14 protein-coding genes are annotated in these 19,574 nt (G+C 74.5%); 8 read left to right on the top strand and 6 right to left on the bottom strand.

From position 1 onward, the window contains the following. Window positions 1–6: 6 nt before the first annotated feature. Both BSL84_RS26405 and BSL84_RS26400 read right to left on the bottom strand, forming a co-directional pair. Entirely contained in the window at window positions 7–720 is a 714-nt protein-coding gene (locus BSL84_RS26405; protein ID WP_075971273.1) for a 3'-5' exonuclease, read from the bottom strand. 240 nt (window positions 721–960) lie between these two features. Then, the gene (locus BSL84_RS26400; RefSeq protein ID WP_045322388.1) at window positions 961–2,238 is read right to left on the bottom strand and encodes an SAV2148 family HEPN domain-containing protein; all 1,278 of its coding nucleotides are present in this window, start codon (window positions 2,236–2,238) and stop codon (window positions 961–963) included. A gap of 285 nt (window positions 2,239–2,523) precedes the next feature. On the opposite strand from BSL84_RS26400, the gene glgX reads away from it, so the two are divergent. Then, window positions 2,524–4,638: a glycogen debranching protein GlgX gene (glgX, locus tag BSL84_RS26395; RefSeq protein WP_030032037.1), complete on the top strand. Its 2,115-nt coding sequence runs from the start codon at window positions 2,524–2,526 to the stop codon at window positions 4,636–4,638. On the opposite strand, the gene BSL84_RS26390 is transcribed toward glgX, so the two are convergent. Continuing rightward, entirely contained in the window at window positions 4,623–5,948 is a 1,326-nt protein-coding gene (locus BSL84_RS26390; protein WP_075971272.1) for an MFS transporter, read from the bottom strand. The two genes, glgX and BSL84_RS26390, sit on opposite strands and share 16 nt — an antisense overlap. Before the next feature lie 82 nt (window positions 5,949–6,030). Between BSL84_RS26390 and treY the strand changes: the two genes are divergently transcribed. The 4 genes from treY (at window position 6,031) to BSL84_RS26370 (ending at window position 12,596) form a co-directional block, all read left to right on the top strand. After that, the gene (treY, locus tag BSL84_RS26385) at window positions 6,031–8,322 is read left to right on the top strand and encodes a malto-oligosyltrehalose synthase (RefSeq protein WP_075971271.1); all 2,292 of its coding nucleotides are present in this window, start codon (window positions 6,031–6,033) and stop codon (window positions 8,320–8,322) included. Window positions 8,323–8,408: 86 nt separating this feature from the next. After that, window positions 8,409–10,178 (top strand): protein kinase domain-containing protein, encoded by a 1,770-nt coding sequence (locus tag BSL84_RS26380; protein WP_075971270.1) that lies wholly within the window; start codon window positions 8,409–8,411, stop codon window positions 10,176–10,178. A gap of 4 nt (window positions 10,179–10,182) precedes the next feature. Continuing rightward, window positions 10,183–11,493 (top strand): hypothetical protein, encoded by a 1,311-nt coding sequence (locus BSL84_RS26375; protein WP_051873358.1) that lies wholly within the window; start codon window positions 10,183–10,185, stop codon window positions 11,491–11,493. Then, on the top strand, window positions 11,490–12,596 hold the full coding sequence (locus tag BSL84_RS26370; RefSeq protein ID WP_107069633.1) for an alpha/beta hydrolase: 1,107 nt from the start codon (window positions 11,490–11,492) through the stop codon (window positions 12,594–12,596). Before BSL84_RS26375 ends, BSL84_RS26370 begins: the two co-directional genes overlap by 4 nt. Here BSL84_RS26370 and BSL84_RS26365 read toward each other — a convergent pair. Next, on the bottom strand, window positions 12,553–13,488 hold the full coding sequence (locus tag BSL84_RS26365) for a LysR family transcriptional regulator (protein ID WP_075971269.1): 936 nt from the start codon (window positions 13,486–13,488) through the stop codon (window positions 12,553–12,555). The genes BSL84_RS26370 and BSL84_RS26365 overlap by 44 nt on opposite strands. Before the next feature lie 83 nt (window positions 13,489–13,571). On the opposite strand from BSL84_RS26365, the gene lpdA reads away from it, so the two are divergent. Beyond that, a complete protein-coding gene (gene lpdA, locus BSL84_RS26360) occupies window positions 13,572–14,984 on the top strand; it encodes a dihydrolipoyl dehydrogenase (protein WP_075972241.1) in 1,413 nt (470 codons plus the stop codon). A 116-nt stretch (window positions 14,985–15,100) separates the two neighbouring features. Beyond that, window positions 15,101–16,516: a M14 family zinc carboxypeptidase gene (locus BSL84_RS26355; protein WP_045322383.1), complete on the top strand. Its 1,416-nt coding sequence runs from the start codon at window positions 15,101–15,103 to the stop codon at window positions 16,514–16,516. On the opposite strand, the gene BSL84_RS26350 is transcribed toward BSL84_RS26355, so the two are convergent. Both BSL84_RS26350 and BSL84_RS26345 read right to left on the bottom strand, forming a co-directional pair. Beyond that, window positions 16,471–16,956, bottom strand: coding sequence for a GNAT family N-acetyltransferase (locus tag BSL84_RS26350; RefSeq protein WP_030030556.1), 486 nt, complete (start codon window positions 16,954–16,956; stop codon window positions 16,471–16,473). The genes BSL84_RS26355 and BSL84_RS26350 overlap by 46 nt on opposite strands. A gap of 97 nt (window positions 16,957–17,053) precedes the next feature. Then, entirely contained in the window at window positions 17,054–17,617 is a 564-nt protein-coding gene (locus BSL84_RS26345; RefSeq protein WP_030030557.1) for a DUF1707 and FHA domain-containing protein, read from the bottom strand. Between the two features lie 134 nt (window positions 17,618–17,751). Between BSL84_RS26345 and treZ the strand changes: the two genes are divergently transcribed. Further along, a complete protein-coding gene (gene treZ / locus BSL84_RS26340) occupies window positions 17,752–19,500 on the top strand; it encodes a malto-oligosyltrehalose trehalohydrolase (RefSeq protein ID WP_030030558.1) in 1,749 nt (582 codons plus the stop codon). Window positions 19,501–19,574 lie beyond the last annotated feature (74 nt).

The following is a 19,574-nucleotide window of genomic DNA, read 5'->3' as shown; positions in this document are numbered from 1 at the left end:
CCGCGGTCAGCGCATCCGGGGGATGAGCGGCCAGGCCGGCTCGACCACGGCCGACGGATCCGCGGTACGCCTCAGATAGGCCTGGAGGGAGGCCGACTGTTGGGCCGCCGCGCGCACCTGAAGGCCGTGCAGGTCCGTTAGCGGCATCAGGCCGACGGGCCGGTGCTTCTCACCTATGCGCCGCACCACACGGGCGGCGGCCACGGCGTCGGCCCGCGCGTCGTGCGCGTCGTCGAGGACCACGCCGTAGTGGGCGCACAGCGCGTGCAGGGCCCGCTTGCCCTTGCGGTACTTGTCGATGTGCTTGTCGATCACCAGCGGATCGATGACGGGCGCAGGCATGCCGCCCAGCCGCTCGCTGATCGACGCGACGTCGTAGCGCCGGCACTCACGGTCCAGCAGCGACAGGTCGTAGCGTGCGTTCATCACCACCAGGGGCGTCCCGGAGCGCAGCCCCTCGGCGACGGCCCGCGCGATCTCCTCGACGGCTGAAGCGGCGGGTACCCCGTGCTCGCGGGCGTGTTCCGTCGAGATGCCGTGGATCGCCGACGCCTGCTCGGGTATGGCCACGCCGGGATTCAGCAGCCAGGTCCGTTCCGCCGAGACGGCTCCTTCCGGATCCAGGCGCACGACCGCCGCCGTCACGATGCGGTCGGTCTCGACGTCGGTGCCCGTGGTCTCCAGGTCGAAGGCCATCAACGGCCCGCTGATCCAGCTCATCGCGCGGCCCTCGTTCCGGCGTGTACCGCCGGGTGGGCCGGGCGGCCCCCCGCGGCCGCCGGCTCCGTGCCGGTCGTCTCCAGGTCGAATCCGATCAGCACCCGGCCGTGCCGGCCCCCCGCACCGTGTTGGTCCTCCACCCCGTGTCCCTCCCCCGTACGTCTCCGGTCAACGGGTTTCAGCCTGCCACGGGCCACTGACAAGCCCGGCTACGGGGCCCTCCGGCAGCGGCCGCGGGGGTCACGACACCGGGCGTGAGTCCTCCCACATCGACTCGAACTCCTCCCGGTACGTCGCGAACAGTCCGTGGTCCGCGTCCTTGGGCACCCCCCGGCCGCCGCCCCGCAGCACCAGCACCGGTGACTCCATGCCGCGCGCCCGGCGCAGGTACGACTGGACCACCGCGATGCCCGACGCCTGCCCCTCGACCAGGTAGGCGGTGAAGCGCGGCGTCTCGTCGAAGACGTGGATCTCGAAGCGCGAGGGGTCCTTCAGTCCCGCCCGCACCCGCCGTACGTGCAGGATGTTCATCTCCACGGAGCGGCTCAGCTCCCCCTTGCGCAGTCCCAGCTCCCGCTCGCGCCGTTTGACCGCGCTGCTCGCCGGGTTCAGGAACAGCAGCCGCACCCGGCAGCCCGCCTCCGTGAGCCGGACGAGTCTTCGCCCCGAGAAGTTCTGCACCAGCAGGTTGAGCCCTATCCCGATGGCGTCGAGCCGTCGCGCACCCCCGAAGAGGTCCTCCGCGGGCAGGTTCCGCTGGAGCCGCACCCGGTCGGGGTGGACGGAGACGACGTCCGCGTACCGGTCGCCCACCAGGTCCTCGACGGCGTCGATCGGCAGCCGGTCGGCGGCGGGGCTGCCCGAGCCGCCGCCCAGTACCTCCAGCAGCCGCGCCGAGGCCCGCTCCGCCTGCTCCAGCACGGGCCGCGACAGGGCCCGGTTGCGGGAGACGACGTTGCGGGTGACCTCCAGCTCGTCCAGGGCCAGCTCGATCTCGCGCCGGTCGTCGAAGTACGGCTCGAAGCAGGGCCAGTGCTGGACCATCAGCTCCCGCAGCTGCGGCAGGGTCAGGAAGCTCAGCACGTTGTCGTCGGCGGAGTCGAGGAGGTAGCCCTTGCGCCGGCTGACCTCGCGTACGGCGACGGCCCGCTGCACCCACTCCTGCCCGGCGGGGCCGGCGGCCGCGACGACCCAGTCGTCCCCGCCGTGCACCGGTTCGTAGATCGGCCGCAGCACCGCGCCGACCACCGACCGCAGCCGCTGTTCGATCAGGTTGAGCCAGATGTACGCCCGGCCCGCGCGCTGCGCCCGCGTACGGACCTCGCTCCAGGCGTCCGCGCCCCAGTCCAGTTCGGCGCCGGCCCCCGCGCCTGCCGCGTCCGCGGGCCCGCCCGCCAGGGAGACCGCCCCTGCCGGGAGCCCCGTCGGCGCCCCGCCGGGGACACCACCTGGGGCGTCCGCCGGACCACCCTCGTGACTGCTGTCACCAGGGGGCAGCTCCAGACCTCCCGAGCTCACCCGTGCACCGCCTTCTGCGTCTGGACGCCCGTCTCCAGTGATCACGGAAGGGTATCCCGCGCGCGCGGCCCGGTGCAGCCCGATGGCCCGCACACGGATCGTGCATCGACCCATTATCCGATGCGCGGACAGTCCGCTGACCTGACTGTCGGGTCTGCGGGTCACCCGGTAGGAGCACTCCCAAGTCCGCGCTTGCGGCCCCTCTTTCGGGGAAGATCTGGCAGTGACGCGGTCCAAGCCGGATCATCCGGGACGTCTTCGACACCGAGGGAAGAGTCGTTGTCTATGCAGGTCTGGCCAGGACAGGCGTATCCCCTCGGCGCTACGTACGACGGCGCCGGCACCAACTTCGCCGTCTACTCGGAGGCGGCCCGGCGCATCGAGCTGTGCCTCCTCCACGACGACGGGTCCGAGACGGCCGTCGAGCTGCGGGAGACGGACGCCTTCGTCCGCCACGCCTACCTCCCCGGCATCATGCCCGGGCAGCGCTACGGTTTCCGCGTGCACGGGCCCTACGAGCCGGAGCGCGGCCGCCGCTGCAACGCGGCGAAGCTGCTGCTGGACCCGTACGCCCGGGCCATCAGCGGCAGCGTGAACTGGAACGAGGCGGTGTACGGCTACCACTTCGGGCGTCCCGACTCCCGCAACGACCTGGACTCCGCCCCGCACACCATGAGCTCGGTGGTGGTGAACCCGTACTTCGACTGGGCCAACGACCGTCCGCCGCGCCACGAGTACCACCACACCGTGCTGTACGAGGCGCACGTCAAGGGCCTGACCATGCGCCATCCGGAGCTGCCCGAGGAGCTGCGCGGGACGTACGGTGCGCTCGCGCACCCGGCGGTCATCGGGCATCTGGCCAAGCTCGGGGTGACGGCGCTGGAGCTGATGCCGGTGCACCAGTTCGTCAACGACCACCGGCTGGTCAACGACGGGCTGAGCAACTACTGGGGCTACAACACGATCGGCTTCTTCGCCCCGCACAACGGCTACGCCTCCGGGGACCGCGGGCAGCAGGTGCTGGAGTTCAAGTCGGCCGTGCGGGCCCTGCACGAGGCGGGGATCGAGGTGATCCTCGACGTCGTCTACAACCACACCGCCGAAGGCAACCACCTGGGGCCGACGCTGTCCTTCCGGGGGCTGGACAACGCCTCCTACTACCGGCTGTCGGACGATCCGCGGCACTACATGGACACCACGGGCACCGGGAACTCCCTGCTGATGCGCTCCCCGCACGTGCTCCAGCTGATCATGGACTCGTTGCGCTACTGGGTCACCGAGATGCACGTGGACGGCTTCCGCTTCGACCTCGCGGCGACGCTGGCCCGTCAGTTCCACGAGGTGGACCGGCTGTCGTCGTTCTTCGACCTGGTCCAGCAGGACCCGGTGGTCAGCCAGGTGAAGCTGATCGCCGAGCCGTGGGACCTGGGCGAGGGCGGCTACCAGGTGGGCAACTTCCCGCCGCTGTGGACGGAGTGGAACGGCAAGTACCGCGACACCGTACGCGACTTGTGGCGCGGGCAGCCGCGCACGCTCGCGGAGTTCGCGGGTCGGCTGACCGGCTCCTCGGACCTCTACCAGGACGACGGCAGGCGCCCGCTGGCGTCCATCAACTTCACCACCTGCCACGACGGCTTCACCCTGAACGACCTCGTCTCGTACAACGAGAAGCACAACGAGGCCAACCGGGAGGGCAACCGGGACGGCGAGAGCCACAACCGGTCCTGGAACTGCGGGGTGGAGGGGCCGACGGAGGACCCGGAGGTCGTGGCGCTGCGCGAGCGGCAGATGCGCAACTTCACGGCCACCCTGCTGCTGTCGCAGGGGGTGCCGATGCTCAGCCACGGCGACGAGTTCGGCCGCACGCAGGGCGGCAACAACAACGCCTACTGCCAGGACAACGAACTGTCGTGGGTCGCCTGGCCGGAGCCCGGCAAGCCGGCGCCCTCGCTGCTGGAGTTCACGCGGCGGATGGTGTGGCTGCGGCGCGACCACCCGGTGTTCCGGCGGCGCCGGTTCTTCCACGGGCGGCCGGTGGAGGGCACGCACGACGAGCTCTCCGACATCGCCTGGTTCACCCCGCACGGGGAGGAGATGCGGGCGCGGGACTGGCAGGCGCAGCACGCGCGGGCGCTGACGGTGTTCCTGAACGGGGAGGCGATCTCCGAGCCGGGCAGCCGCGGGGAGCGGATCACCGACGACTCGTTCCTGCTGATGTTCAACGCGGGTGCGGACCCACAGGAGTTCACCGTCCCGCCGGGGCACGGTACGCAGTGGCGGCTGGTGGTGGACACCTCCCGGGCGGACGTGCTGCCACCCGGTACCGGGCCGCAGTACGCGGCCGGCGACCGGGTGGCGCTGACGGGGCGGTGCCTCGTGGTGCTTCAGCGGCCGGCGTAGGCGGGGCCCTGGGTCGGCGGCCGGCCCGGCCCGGCGGCGGGGCCCGGCCCGGCGGCGGGGTCCTCCGCAGCGCCCGGCTCCGGCCCGGCGGGCGTACCCGTGGCAGCCGGGCCCGCGGCCGGCACCCGGGTGACCAGGGCGAGAGTCAGGCAGAGCGCTGCCGCCCCCACGGCCACGGCGAAGGCGCCGCCGGGACCGTACCGCTCGGCGAGGCGCCCGCAGACCACGAGCGCGACGGCCTGACCGGCCACCAGGCTGCTGGCGGCGAAGGCCATGGCGGTGGCGAGCCGGGCCGGTTCCACGACCCGCTCGGTCAGCGCGAACGCGGTGATCAGGTGGGGTGCGTAGGCGGCGCCGAGCACGGTGACGACCGCGTACAGCGGCCACAGGCCGTCGGTGACCAGCAGGGGCGCCGAGAGTACGAGGGCGGCGCCGGTCGCCACCCGCCAGCGCAGCCGCAGGCCGTACCGGGCGGGCAGCGCGCCGAGCGCGAGGCCGACGGCGGCGCTGACGACCCCCATCGCGGAGTAGACGACGGCGGCCTGGTCCGGGACGCCGAGGCGGATGGTCAGCGCGGTGATGCCGGCCTGGCAGGCGCCGAACATCACCCCCTGGAGGGCGAGGGAGCCCCGGACGGCGTAGACCACGGCGGGCGGCCGCACCCGGCTGCCGGCCCGCCGCGCCCGGGCCGGGACCCCGGGGGTGGCGGAGGCGGTCGGGTGCAGGGCGAAGGCGCCGCCGAAGACGGCGACGAGACCGGCCGCGCCGGCGAGGGCGAAGGCCGGGTGCGCGACCAGCGCGGCCAGCCCGACCAGGGCGGGGCCGAAGACGAAGGAGACCTCGTCCAGGGTGCCTTCGAGGGCGTGTACGGCACCCACGACACCCTCGTCGGCCTTGGCACGGCGGGCCAGGACGACGGATCGGGTCCGAGCCAGCGGCCCGATCAGCGGTACGGAGGCGCCGGTGAGGGCGCCGACCGCGGCGAGCGGCGGCGTCGCGAGGTGCGTGAGCGCACCGGCGACCAGGGCGGCGGTGGCCACGGCGTTGACCGCTGCGGCGGCCAGGACGACGGGCCGCTGGCCGTGCCGGTCGGCGAGCCGGCCCAGGACGGGCCCGAAGAGGACCTGGCCGAGGGAGAGGGCCCCTCCGACTATGCCGGCGGTGGCCAGGGAGCCGCTGGTCTGCGCGACCAGGAGGAAGCTTCCGAACTGGGACATCGCGACGGGCAGCCGGGCGAGGAAGGAGACGAGCGGGAGCAGCGGCCCGGTCAGGGCGATGACTCTTCGGTAGGTGGTGACGGTTCCAAGCACTTGATCGACACTAACGCGGCGCAGTCACTCGGATGCATTGGGTCATGGCACGGAATCCGGCAGGCTGGGTACGTACGTTCTCATGAGCCAGCCGCGCCCGACCCCAGCATCGGAATCCGACGTTCCGAGTCCTGTCACCCCGGCGTCGACCTACCGCCTCCAACTGTGCCCGGAATTCCCCTTCGCGGCGGCCGAGGCGGCCGTGCCGTACCTCGCCTCGCTCGGCGTGTCGCACCTGCACCTCTCCCCCGTCCTGGAGGCGGCGCCCGGATCGGCCCACGGGTACGACGTCACCGACCACTCCCGGGTACGGGCCGAGCTGGGCGGCGAGGCCGGCCTGCGGGCCCTGGCCGGGGCCGCCCGGGCGCACGGCCTCGGGCTGGTCCTCGACATCGTGCCCAACCACATGGCGGTGCCGACGCCGCTGCGGCTGAACCGGCCGCTGTGGGAGGTGCTGCGGGACGGGCCCGGCTCGCCGTACGCGCGCTGGTTCGACATCGACTGGGAGGCGGGCGGCGGCCGGGTGGCGCTCCCGCTGCTCCCCGGCCCGGTGGACTCGTGCGACCTGCGGGTCGACGGGGAGGTGCTGCGCCACGGGGAGCAGGAGTTCCCGCTGCGGGAGGGCACCGCGGGCCTGCCGCTGCCGGAGCTGCTCGCCGCGCAGTGGTACCGGCCCGTGTGGTGGCGGGAGACCCCCGGTGCGCTCAACTACCGGCGCTTCTTCACCATTTCGGAGCTGATCGGGGTCCGGGTGGAGGATCCGGAGGTGTTCACGGCCACCCATGCGAAGGTGCTGGAGCTGGTCCGTGACGGGGTCGCGCAGGGTCTGCGGATCGACCACGTGGACGGCCTGGCCGACCCGGAGGAGTACCTGGGCCGGCTGCGGGCCGCGGCGGGCGACGGCTGCTGGGTGGTGGTGGAGAAGATCCTGGCCCGCCACGAGCGGCTGCCGGCCGGGTGGCCGGTGGCGGGGACCACCGGGTACGACGCCCTGCACCGGGTCGACGGGGTGTTCACGGATCCGGCGGGCGCCGCCGAACTGGCCGACCGGTTCGGGCGGTTCACCGGGATGCCGCCGTGGCCGGAGACGGCCCGGGCCTGTGCGCGGGAGGTGCTGACCGGGGACCTGGCCGCCGAGCTGGGGGCGCTGGAGCGGCGGGCCGGTGAAGAGCTGGCGGCTGCCGTACGGGAGTTGCTGATCGCCTTCCCCGTCTACCGGCCCTATCCGGGCGAGCCGGAGCTGCCGCCGCAGGCGCTGGAGCGGGCGTCCGAGCTGGCCGGCCCGGCCGCGGTGGCCGGCGTACGGGAGCTGCTGCTGCGGGACCCTGCCTTCGCCGCGCGCTTCGCCCAGACGTCGGCCGCCCTGCGCGCCAAGTCCCTTGAGGACCGTGCCTTCTACCGGTACGCGCCGCTGCTGTCGGCCACCGAGGTGGGCGGGGAGCCGGGGCGTCCGGCGGTGGCGCCCGAGGAGTTCCACGCGTACTGCGCCGCGCTGGCGCGGGACTGGCCCGGCACCGGCACGGTGCTGTCCACGCACGACACCAAGCGCAGCGCGGACGTGCGGGCCCGGATCTCGGCGCTGTCCCAGGCGCCGGAGCTGATGACGGCACCTGACGGCCCGGCCGGCGGGGAGGACGTCCGTGATCCCCACCTGGCGTGGGTGGCCCGGCAGACGGCGCTCGGACTCGGCCCGGCCCCGGAGGCGGTGCCGCGGCTGGCGGACGCACTGCTCAAGGCGGCCCGCGAGGCCGCCCTGCGCACGAGCTGGACCGACCCGGACGAGGAGTACGAGGCCGGCGTCCCCGGCCATGCCCCGGCGCCGCTGGACGTCCCGGCGGACCTCGCCGAGGCGGCGCGCGCCAATCTGCTCGGCATGGCGCTGCTGCACCTGGCGATGCCGGGCGTCCCGGAGGTCTACCAGGGCGCGGAGACCGAGTACCGGGCGCTGGTCGACCCGGACAACCGGCGGCCGGCGCACTTCCCGCGGGAGGCGCTGGCACGGCTGGACGCGGGGGCCGCCCCGCAGGGCCCGGCCGAGGAGAAGCTGGCCCTCACGGCGGCGCTGCTGCGGCTGCGCCGGGACCGGCCGGAACTGTTCCGCGGCTACGCCCCGGCATCGGCCCGGGGCCCGGCGGCGGATCACCTGGTGGCCTTCACCCGGGGCCCGGGGCTGCTGGTGGCGGCCACCCGGCTGTCCCACCGGCTGGCGGCGGCGGGCGGCTGGCGCGGCACCCGGCTGGACCTGCCGCCCGGCGGGTGGACCCCGGTCCTCCCCTCCCCCTCCGGCTCGAAATCCCCGGTACGGCACAGCGGTTCGGTGACGGTGTCGGCGCTGCTGGACGGCCGCCCGGCGGGGGTGTGGCTGCGCCGCTGATCGCCTGCGCCGGGGCCGGTCGCAGCACTAGGCTGTTTCGCACCCGAGCCGCACGGTCCGCGCGCCCGGGTGGAGGGGGCGAGCGCATGGAGGCCGAGAACCCGGGCGTGCTCCGGCAGCGGTACTGGCTGGACCAGGCCTGGGAGGAGCACGAGGGAGCCGTCTTCTGGTCCGCCTTCGACCAGAAAGAGAGGGCCGAGGTGTTCATCCAGCAGCTGCTGCCGCTGACGCAGCCGTCGCGGCCCGGGTCGATGCTGGATGCGTTGCAGGAGCGGCCGGCGGGGGCCGCGCCCCGACTACCGGCCGCCAAGGGCCGGACCACGTACGCGAAGGGCGCGGCCGGCGCGGACACGGGCAAGGACCGGGTCGCGGTACCGGGTGATCTGCTGCGCCAGATCCGGCGGGTCGCGTCACCGCGTACGCCCCACCTCCTGGCCGTGCACGACGCGTTCGAGCACGGCGGGTCCGTCTGGGTCGTCATGGACCCCGTCCAGCCGATCTCCCTGAGCCGATTACTCAAGGAGCAGGGCAAGCTCGGCGGCGCGGGCGCCGCCTACCTCGGGGTGGAGATGGCGACCGCCCTCCAGGAGCTGCACGACGCGGGCATCGCGCACGGCCGCTTCGACCCCCGCAACGTGTTCTTCCGCGACGACCGCACCCTGGCCCTCGCCGGCTACGGAACGGCGCCCTCACCGCACGACGGGCAGGGGCCCTGGATCCGCCCCTGGCGGCCCGACTCCCGCTACACCGCGCCCGAACTGGCCCGGCGGACGGCCGACCGGCCTCCGTTCCCGACCCGCTCCGGTGACCTTTGGGCCCTCGGGATGGTCCTCTACGAGATCCTGATGGGCAGCCGCAGCCTGCTGTACGGGCCGCTGCGGAGGTTCCGCTGGATCCGCAAGGTGCACGACGCCCGCCCTCCCAGGATCCCCGGGGAGGCGGAGCTCACCCTCCTGCTGGAGGTCCTGCTCTCCCCGTACCCCGGCGCCCGTACCTCCGCCGCTCCGGCCGTGGTCTCGCTGCGCCGGCTCGCCGGGCAGCACGAACCCGTGCCCGGCGGGCACTGGGCCGTCGCGAACCGGCCGCCGCCGTCCTTCTGGGAGTCCCTTCGGGAACGGCTGGTGCACCTGTTCACCACCGCCACCAGCCGGGCCATGGCCGCCTTCCTGACGGGTGTGCTGGTCACCCTGGTCACTCTCTTCGGCTGGCACCTGGTCAGCCGCCCCTCCGCCCCGGACCCGCTGACGGCCCTCCTGTCGGGGGCGGTGTTCGGCGCGGCGTACGGGACGGTACGGGTGCTGCTGACGGCGAGCTGGCACTGTCTGGCCCTGCTGCGCGCCACCCCCGCACGGGAGCCCGGTGCGCAGGCGCAGCCCCGGCCTGCCGCCGTGTCGGCCGCGCCGTCCGGAGGGGCGGAGGCGGAGGCGGGCCCCACGGCCGCGATGCCCGCCCACCGGCTCCGGCTGCCGGCCTGCACCCCCCGGCTGACCCTGATCGACGCGCCCGCGCACGTGGGCAGGTCCGTCCGGCTGGAGTTCACCCTCGACGTTCCCGCGGGCCACCCCTGGCACCGGTCCCCGGGGGACACCCGGGCCCCCGCCGAGCTGGTGCTGGTGGCGTCACCGCGCGGAGCCGGCTCGACCCTCGTACCGCCGTGCGCGGACTACCGCGTACAGGCCCCCGGAGGGCAGGCCGCGGCCTTCACGTTCACCGCGTACACCCCGGGGCGGCACCAGCTGCGGATCACCGTCTACGACCGCGCGCACGGGGTGGTGCTGCAGGAACTCGACGCGACCCTGGAAGCCGCGGAGCCCGTCCTCCTCGGCTCCTCCCCGCACGAAGGACCGGAGTTCTGAACCGTTGAACCGCCAGCTCGCCCTGTCCGCCCCGCAGGACCCCAGCCGTGGATACCGGCTGCTCGCGGAACCCCCGTCCTGCGGAGTACGGCATCTGACCGTCTGCATCCGGACCCCTTCCGACACGGTGACCACCCTGTGCCTGTGGGGCGATCCGGAGATCCTGCCGCAGCCCCGCACCGGCTCGTACTACACGGTGTTGGAGACCGGCGCCGAGGAGCTCAGGACGCTGTCGGCGCGCCTGATATCCCGCTGGCAGGAGTTCGTCGCCTACCAGCCGTCCCGGCGGCAGGGGCCGCTCGACGTCCTGCCGCACACCAACCTCGCCGACCTCAGCGGCCGTTCGGCCGTCGAGGTGCTGGCCCAGGTCGCCGAACTGGCCGAGGAGGGCGAGTACCTGCTCGACGAGCTGCTCGCCGGGCAGGGCCGCGAACTCGCCGAGGTGCGGCGCCGGCTGCTGGACCTGCTCGGTCGCCGGGACCTGCGGATCCGCTTCGACTCCGATCTCGATCTGCCCTGGCCGCTGCTGGCCGTCGGTGCGGGCCACAGCGCCGGCGTACCCGGCGAGGAGCCGCCGGGCGACCCGTTCGCCGCGTTCCTGGGGCACCGGCACGAGATCGAGGCACTCGCGGGTGTGTATCCGACCGCGTACTGGTACGAGTCCACCCGCGCCCGCCCCGCCTCCAGCGCCTGGACGGACGAGGAGCTGGCGGGCAACCTGCTCGCGGACGACGTCGTGAAGCTCCTCGACGACCGCACGGAGCTGTCGGAGCACTTCCACGGCAGCGAGCTGCTGGCGACGCTGCACCAGCCGGTCGTCGACCACGCCCTGATGTACTTCTACTGCCACGGCGAGTACGTCCGGCAGGGGGACCGGACCTGGCAGGCCCTGCGGCTGAGCGACCCCGTCCCGATCGACGCCTCGATCGTGGACCGGTACCGCAAGCGGCACACCGAGGCCAACGCCCGGGAGGGCACGCTGTGCCTCTTCCACCCCATGGTCCTGCTCAACGTGTGCTTCGCCGGGGCCCCGGCCACCGCGGGCTACGCCGGCATCTCCGCCGCCCTGGTCAAACACGGCGCCCTCGGTGTCCTGGCCCCGTCCATCGCCATGCCGCAGGTCTTCGGAGCCGAGTTCGCGCTGCGCTTCCTGACCCTCTACGTGACCGACGGGCTGCCCGCCGGGCGGGCCGTGCTGGAGACCGTGCGCTGGTTCGCCAGGGAGTACCGCAATCCGCTGGCCCTGACCTACGGCCTCGTCTGCGGGATGGACAGCCGTCTGCCCGCGTCCCAGGAAGGACCGACGCGTTCATGAACACACGACGCCGACACCGCCTGTCCGCGCGCCGCCCGGTACGGCCCGCGGCCGTACCCGCGGAAGCGCTGACCACCGTCGACCTCGACAAGGAGGGGTGGCTGCTGTCCGCCGCCACCGGCCGGCAGGTGCGCGCCGACCGGCTGACCCGGTACCTGGCCGAGCGGCTCGTCCCGCCGGCCTGGGCCACCGACATCATCGTGTACGTGCACGGCTGGCGGACGGGCCGGGACTCGGCCGTCCGCTCGGCGCAGCGGCTGCTCGCCCTCATGGACCGCCAGCGCACGGCTCGCGCGGCCCTCTACCCGGGCCTGCGGGAACGCTACGCCCCGTGGACGGTGGTGGTGCGCTGGCCCTCCTCGTCGCTGATCACCAAGGGCGGCTACGAGAAGGTCCGCGAGCGGGCCCACGCGATGAGCGCCCCGGACTCCGGATACGCCCCGCACGTGTTGGGCCATCTGCTGGGCTATCTGCACACCGAGCGGGGCGATCCGGCGGACCGGACCCTGCGCACCCGCGGCGGCCAGTACCTGCACCTGGTCGGCCACTCCTTCGGGGGCCGCTTCCTGTGCGAGGCGGTGACCCGGGCCGCGGACACGTGGCAGGGCGGGACGCTGGGCTGGAGCACCACCGCGCACCCCTCGCGCCCGTTCACTGTCGACACGCTGACGGTCCTGCAGATGGCGGCACCCACCGAGGCTTTCGAGTCCCTGTTCACGCGGCTGCGCCCCGGGCCGCTGGGCCACACCTCACCGGTCGGCGGACCGCTGGTGTTCACCCACTCGCGCCACGACCGGGCGACGGGGTTCTGGCACCTGCTGGGCGAGCGGAAGCCCGGTATCGGGCACTCCGGCATGCGCCTGTCCCGTGCGGGCGCCGGACTCGCGCCGAACGACGTGTGGGCCACCCGGCTGCTGCGCGCCGACACGCCCTATCCGCACACGTCGCTGGACCACGCCTTCGTCAACGTGGACGCGAGCTGGCGCTACCGGAGCACCAGGATCAACCCGGTGGGGGCGCACTCGGACTTCTACCATGCCGAGACGGCCCATCTGCTGCTCAGTCTGGCCGACCACTCGCGTCCCGCGGTGCCGTCACCGTAGCCGTAGCCGTGGCCGCAGGCTCGACCCCGGCGAGGAGTTCGGCGAAGGCCGCGGCGGCGCCGGTCAGCGGGACCCGGGAGAAGACCGCCAGGCCGCGGTGCCACGCCGGGTCGAGGGAGAGCAACGCGCAGTCCTCGCCGACGGCGCTGCGGGCCATGTGGGCGGGGGCCATGACGATGCCCACGCCGGCGGCAGCCATCCTTACGGCAGTGGAGGTGTGCTCGGTGCGCAGCACCGTGTGCGGGGTGAAGCCGGCCTCGCCGCAGGCCCGGTCCAGGACGAGGACCCCGTCGACCAGCGGCTCCATCGCGCAGCGGATCCAGTCGCGGTCGGCGAGCTCGGCGAGGCGGACGGCGGCGCGTCCGGCGAGCGGGTCGTCGGAGGGGACGACGACGACCAGCTCCTCCCGGCCGAGGGGCAGCAGCGGCCCGGTCCACCGCGCGGGCTCCGGTCCCACTGCGAGGTCGGCGGCGCCCCGTTCCAGCTCCTCCTCCAGCGCCTCGGTGGAGCCGTACTCGCGCAGCATGAGCGACACCCCGGGGTGCAGGGCCCGCCAGCGGGCCACGACGCCGGGGAGCAGGCCGACGGCGACGGCGTGGACGGTGGCGAGGTGCAGTTCGCCGCCGGCGACCCCGGCGGCGGCGCGGGCGGCCCGTTCGGCCTGGTGGGCGCTGCGTACGGCGAGCTGGGCGTGCGGGAGGAAGGCGCGGCCCATGGCGGTGAGCCGGACCCCGCGCGGCATGCGCTCCAGCAGGGGGCCGCCCACGGACCGCTCCAGGGCCTTGACCTGGTGGGAGAGGGCGGGCTGGGTGACGTGGAGGGAGTCCGCGGCGCGGGTGAAGGAGGATTCCTCCACGACGGCGAGGAAGTACTCCATCTGGCGCAGGCTCATGGGGCGGAAGCATAAGGATCCTGCATGGAAACCAGAAGATCATTTCCTTGGACCGCCCGGAACGGGGCCTGCACGCTGGGGACATGACCGACGACAGCACTGTGGATGTGATCGTGATCGGCGGGGGCACGGGCGGCTACAGCACCGCCCTGCGCGCCTCGGCCCTCGGCCTGAGAGTCCTCCTCGCGGAGCGCGACAAGGTCGGCGGGACCTGCCTGCACCGGGGCTGCATTCCCAGCAAGGCCATGCTGCACGCGGCGGAACTCCTCGACGGCGTGACCGAGGCCCGCGAGCGCTGGGGGGTGCGGGCGAGCGTGGAGTCGGTGGACTGGACGGCGCTGACCGCGACCCGGGACGACATCGTGGCCCGCAACCACAAGGGTGTGGAGGGGCATCTGGCGCATTCCGGAGTGCGGGTGGTGCGCAGCGCCGTGCGGTTGACGGGGCCTCGGTCCGTACGGGCTGAGGACGGACGGGAGTTCACCGCGACCCGTGGAATCGTGCTGGCCACCGGGTCCCGGCCGCGTACGCTGCCGGGCTTGGCACCCGACGGCCGCACGGTGGTCACCAGTGACGACGCGTTGTTCGCCCCGGGGCTGCCGGCGTCGGTGCTGGTGCTCGGCGGCGGGGCCATCGGGGTGGAGTACGCGTCGTTCCACCGTTCCATGGGCGCCGAGGTGACTCTGGTCGAGGCCGCGGACAGGCTGGTTCCGCTGGAGGACGCGGACGTGTCGCGCCATCTGGCGCGCGGGCTGGGCAAGCGCGGGATCGACGTGCGGACCGGCGCCCGGCTGGAGGGGGCCGAGCGGCTCGCGGACGGCGGGGTGCGGGCGGCGGTGCGCACCGCGCGCGGGGAGCTGCGGGAACTGCGGGCGGAGCGGCTGCTGGTGGCGGTGGGGCGGGTCCCGGTCACCGACGGGCTGGACCTCGCGGCGGCCGGACTGGCCGCGGATGGGCGGGGGTTCGTGGCGCCGGCGGACTGGTCGCGGTTGGAGACGGCCGTCCCCGGCGTTCACGTGGTGGGGGATCTGCTGCCGCCGCCCTCGCTCGGGCTGGCGCACGCGTCCTTCGCGGAGGGGCTGCTGGTCGCCGAGACCCTGGCGGGGGTGGCGAGCGCGCCGGTGGACTACGCGGCGGTGCCGCGGGTGACGTACTCGGCGCCGCAGACCGCCGCCGTCGGGCTGACGGAGGCGCAGGCGCGCGAAGCGGCGTACGACGTGGTGGTGAACACGATGCCGCTGACGGCCGTGGCGAAGGGCATGGTGCACGGCCGGGGCGGCATGGTGAAGGTGGTCGCCGAGCGGGGCGGGCGGGTGCTGGGGGTGCACCTGGTGGGGCCGCACGTGTCGGAGATGGTCGCGGAGAGCCAGCTGATCGTGGGCTGGGAGGCGGAGCCCTCCGACGTGGCCCGCCACGTACACGCTCACCCGACGCTCTCGGAGGCGGTCGGCGAGGTCTTCCTGAGCCTGGCCGGCCGGGGTCTGCACCAGCAGTAGCGAGGCGTGGCCGGGAGGCGCCGACGCAGCCTTGGCCAGGGGTTTCCCCGCGGTTCGGGGGAACTGCGGGGCCCGTACAGCAGTAGGCGGCGGGACCGGCGGGCATGGCATCCCTTGTGACTCTCCTCCGTGACATGTGCTACCCCACACCGCAGGAACTCGGGCTGGCCGCCCGTGCCCTCGCGGACGAACACCCCGGCGATGTCCGGCTCCGCCAGGCCGGCACCTCGCGGGCCGGGCGGCCGATCTGGGTACTGTCGGTCGCCGCGACGGCGGCCCCGCCGACCGGGCCGGCCGGCGGGCTTTCAGCCGACGCGGTACCGGCCGGCGCGGTACCGGCCGACGCGGCGGGGGCCGGCGGGGACGCGCGCAGCGTCCTCGTCGTCGCCGGAGCCCACGCCAACGAGCCCGTCGGCGGCGCCACGGCCCTCTCGCTGGCCCGCCGGCTGCTGCGCGACGACCCGGCTCCCCGGGCCGGCTGCGCCTGGCACTTCCTGCTGTGCGCCGACCCGGACGGCGCGGACCTGCACCGCACGCCCCGCCCGGACTCGCTGCTGGACTACCACCGGTACTTCTACCGGCCGCCCGGCCCCGAACAGCCCGAGTGGGCGCCGTCTTTACTGCCCGCGGACCGGCTGCCGCCGGAGACGCTGGCGCTGACCGCGCTCATCGACGAGCTGCGGCCCGTGCTCCAGGTCTCCCTGCACGCCACCGATCTCGGCGGTACCTGGGTACAGCTCACCCGGGACATACCCGGCCTCGCCGAGCCGTTCGCGAAATCGGCCGCCGACCTGCGCATTCCGGTGGAGAACGGGGCCTCGGACGCCGCCGGCTGGCCCTCGCCGGGGCCCGGCATCTTCGTGATCCCGGAGCCGGGGAGCGAGGCCGCCGGGGCGTTCCACCCAGAGGACACCCGGCTGAGCACCTGGTACCACGCCCACCGCCACGCGGGCACCACCGCGATCGTCGAAGTCCCCATGTGGGCATCCGACCTGGTGGACGATCCGGCGCCGCACCCCGACCCGCGCGGCGCCCTGCGGATGCTCGCCGCCCGGCTCACGGCGGACGCCGCGCTCGTCGGCGCGGCCCGGGAGCAGGCCCGGGCCCGGTCCCCCCTCCACCTGGACCGGGACCCGGACCGGCCGGGTCCGGGCGCGCACGGAGACCCGGCCGCGGCTCCGCTGCTGCGCGCCGTGGACTGGACGCTCGCGCTGATCCCGCGGATCACCGCCGAGTGGACCGGTCCCGGCGCCCCCGCGGAGGCGACGGCGGCGTACATCGCCAGCATCGACGCCTTCGGGCGGCGGCTGTCGCTGCGCGCGGCGGCGATGCTGCTGCGGGTCCTGCGCGCCGAGGGGCATCCGGCGGCGCCCGGGCTGGACCGGCTGGTCAGCGGATGGTGCGAGGACTTCGCGGCGGTTTTCGGAGCCCGCTGGATCCCGGTGGCCACCCAGGTGGAACACCAGTCCCGTACGGTCCTGGCCGCCTACGCGCGGCTCGTGGCGGCAGGCGGCCCCACGGGCAGGGTGTAGCGGAGCTTGGGGTTCGAGGCGGCGCCGAGGCGGTCGTAGAAGCGGATCGCCGCCTCGTTCCAGTCGGGGGTCTGCCACTGGACCTGCTCCAGGCCCAGCTCGCGGGCCAGCCGCGCCACGCCGTCCACCAGGGCGGCGCCCAGACCCTGGCCGCGGGCCTCCGCGGCCAGGTACAGGCAGTCCATGTGCAGGTAGTCGCGCGCGTCCCAGAAGGCGAACTCGGCGGAGCAGGCGGCGTACCCGGCGACGACCCCGTCGGCGTTCTCCGCGAGCAGCACCCACAGCCGGGCGTCCTCGGCGAAGAGCCGCGGGCCGAGCCGCCCGGCGAGGTCAGCGGGGCGGGGGGCCGACTTCTCGTACGCGACGTGCTCGTGGACCAGTTCGACCAGCCGGGGCAGGTCCCCGACCCGGGCACGGCGGATGACAGGGGTGTGTTCCATGCCCCCATCCTGCGCGGTCCCTCCCGCCGGCTCTCCTGCGGGGCGTGACCGGCGGGCGCGACCGGGGGCGTGACCGGCGGGCGCGGGGGCCGCGTGCTCAGCCCGCCGAGAGCCGGAAGCTCATGTTCCCGAAGCTGACCTGGTCGCCGTCGCGGACGACCGCGGAGCCCGTCACACGGCGCCCGTTGACGGAGGTGCCGTTGGTCGAGCCGAGGTCCTTGAGCACCCACACCCCGTCGCGCAGGCTCAGTTCCGCGTGCGACCGGGAGACGGTCTCGTGGCTGAGCCGCAGCCCGTTGCCGGGGTCGCGGCCGATCCGCAGGGCCGCCGCGCTCGGGTGCGGCAGGAGCAGCTTGGGCAACCGCTCGGCCGTCCAGGCGCGCCGGACACCCGCGGACACCGCCGATACCCGGCCGACCCAGCCGAACAGCCGACGGGTCCACGGGCTTTCGGCGGCCTCCCTGGTCTGGAGGTCGGCGGTCAGGACCGCGAGGTCCTCGGAACGGCGGGCCACCAGGGCGAGTTCCATGCGGCGCAGGAAGGTGTCGTGGGACAGCTTGCCGAGGGCCGCGCCCTCCCTGAGCTGGCCCAGCGCACGATCTCGCTCGGCGTCCGACAGCCGCGGCGCGGGGAAGGCAGGAAGTTCGAAACTCGACGTCACAGGGTGATTGTCGGCCCGTCGGGGGCGGAGTGTCCAGAACTCCCCCGCCGAGCCCGGAATGATGGGCACGATAAGCCTGCCAGGATCCGCGGTCACAGCCGCACCGGACACCGCCGACAGACGAGGGGGCCACCGTGCAGTTCGAGGTGTGGGCACCGCTGACGGGCCGGGTCGCGCTGCGGCTCGACGACGCGACGTACGAGATGGCGCGCGATCCGGAACGGGACGGCTGGTGGACCGCGCAGGCGCCCGCCGGGGACGGCAGCCGCTACGGCTTCCTGCTGGACGGGGACACCGGACCGCTGCCCGACCCGCGCGGCCGGCGGCTGCCGGACGGGCCCGACGGGCTGTCGGCCGTCGTCGACTTCGATGCCCTGGCCCCCCGGCGCGTCCCGCCGCCGGGCGTCCCGCTCCAGGACGCGGTCCTCTACGAGCTCCACGTCGGCACCTTCACCCCCGAGGGCACCTTCGACGCGGCCGCGGCCCGGCTCGGCCACCTCACCGCCCTCGGCGTCACGCACGTGGAGCTGATGCCGGTGTGCTCCTTCGCCGGCCGGCACGGCTGGGGCTACGACGGGGTCGCGCCGTGGGCGGTACACGAGCCGTACGGCGGCCCGGCCGGCCTGGCCCGGTTCACGGCGGCCGCGCACGCGGCCGGGCTGGGTGTGGTCCTCGACGTCGTGCACAACCACCTCGGCCCCTCCGGCAACCACCTCCCGGACTTCGGCCCGTACTTTACCGACACCCACCACACCCCGTGGGGCTCGGCGGTGAACCTGGACGCGCCCGGCTCCGACGAGGTGCGCGCCTACCTCGTCGGCAGCGCCCTGGCGTGGCTGCGCGACTACGCGATCGACGGGCTGCGGCTCGACGCCGTACACGCCCTGGCGGACGAGCGGGCGCTGACCTTCCTGGAGGAGCTGTCCGCGGCCGTCGACGGGCTCGCCGCGGAGACCGGCCGGCCGCTGTTCCTGATCGCCGAGTCCGACCGCTGCGACCCGCGCACCACCACCCCGCGCGCCGCCGGGGGCCTGGGCCTGCACGCCCAGTGGAACGACGACTTCCACCATGCCCTGCACTGTGCGCTGACCGGCGAATCGCAGGCCTACTACGCCGACTTCGCCGGGGCTCCGCTGGCCGCCCTGGCCAAGACCCTGACCCGGGTCTTCTTCCACGACGGCACCTGGTCGTCCTTCCGGGGCCGCACGCACGGCCGGCCGGTGGACCACCGCCGCACCCCCGCGCACCGGTTCGTCGGCTACACCCAGACCCACGACCAGATCGGCAACCGGGCGCTCGGCGACCGGCTCTCGGCCTCCCTCTCGCCCGGGCTGCTGGCCTGCGCGGCGGCGGTGGCGCTGACCGGGCCCTTCGTGCCGATGCTGTTCATGGGCGAGGAGTGGGGCGCGCGCACGCCGTGGCAGTACTTCACCGACCACCCCGATCCGGATCTCGCCGAGGCGGTACGGTCCGGCCGGCGCCGGGAGTTCGCGGCGCACGGCTGGAAGGCCGAGGAGATCCCCGACCCGCAGGACCCGGCCACCCGGGACCGCTCCCGCCTGGACTGGTCGGAGCCCGAACAGCCCCTCCACGCCCGCCTGCTGGACTGGTACCGCACCCTGGTCGCGCTCCGCCGCACCCACCCCGACCTGCGCGACCCGGACCTCGCGGCGGTCCGGGTCGCGTACGACGAGGAGCGCCGCTGGCTCACCTTCCGGCGGGGCGACGTACGGGTGGCGGTGAACCTCGCGTCCGATCCGGTCACGATCGCCCTGGGCCGCAACGGGGTACGGGTGCTGGCGTCCTGGGACCCCGTCGAACACCCCGGCCCGGACGGGCGGATCCACCTGCCGGGCGAGTCGGCGGTGATCCTGGGCCCCTAGGGTGTGTTGCCCGCCCGGGGCGTCGTCAAAGCAGCGCCGGCCGCCCGTGAGGGCGGGGGTGGCGGGGACCCGGC

This window comes from Streptomyces sp. TN58, assembly GCF_001941845.1.
Taxonomy (GTDB): Bacteria; Actinomycetota; Actinomycetes; order Streptomycetales; family Streptomycetaceae; genus Streptomyces.
Note: the sequence above shows the minus strand (reverse complement) of the source record. Positions and strands in the feature narration are given on the sequence as shown.

What these genes read in the sequence shown, in the direction of transcription:
- BSL84_RS26405 (WP_075971273.1), bottom strand. Translation starts at nt 720, where the DNA reads ATGAGCTGGATCAGCGGGCCGTTGATGGCCTTCGACCTGGAGACCACG.
- glgX (WP_030032037.1), top strand. Translation starts at nt 2,524, where the DNA reads ATGCAGGTCTGGCCAGGACAGGCGTATCCCCTCGGCGCTACGTACGAC.
- treY (WP_075971271.1), top strand. Translation starts at nt 6,031, where the DNA reads ATGAGCCAGCCGCGCCCGACCCCAGCATCGGAATCCGACGTTCCGAGT.
- BSL84_RS26380 (WP_075971270.1), top strand. Translation starts at nt 8,409, where the DNA reads ATGGAGGCCGAGAACCCGGGCGTGCTCCGGCAGCGGTACTGGCTGGAC.
- BSL84_RS26370 (WP_107069633.1), top strand. Translation starts at nt 11,490, where the DNA reads ATGAACACACGACGCCGACACCGCCTGTCCGCGCGCCGCCCGGTACGG.
- BSL84_RS26365 (WP_075971269.1), bottom strand. Translation starts at nt 13,488, where the DNA reads ATGAGCCTGCGCCAGATGGAGTACTTCCTCGCCGTCGTGGAGGAATCC.
- lpdA (WP_075972241.1), top strand. Translation starts at nt 13,572, where the DNA reads ATGACCGACGACAGCACTGTGGATGTGATCGTGATCGGCGGGGGCACG.
- BSL84_RS26350 (WP_030030556.1), bottom strand. Translation starts at nt 16,956, where the DNA reads ATGGAACACACCCCTGTCATCCGCCGTGCCCGGGTCGGGGACCTGCCC.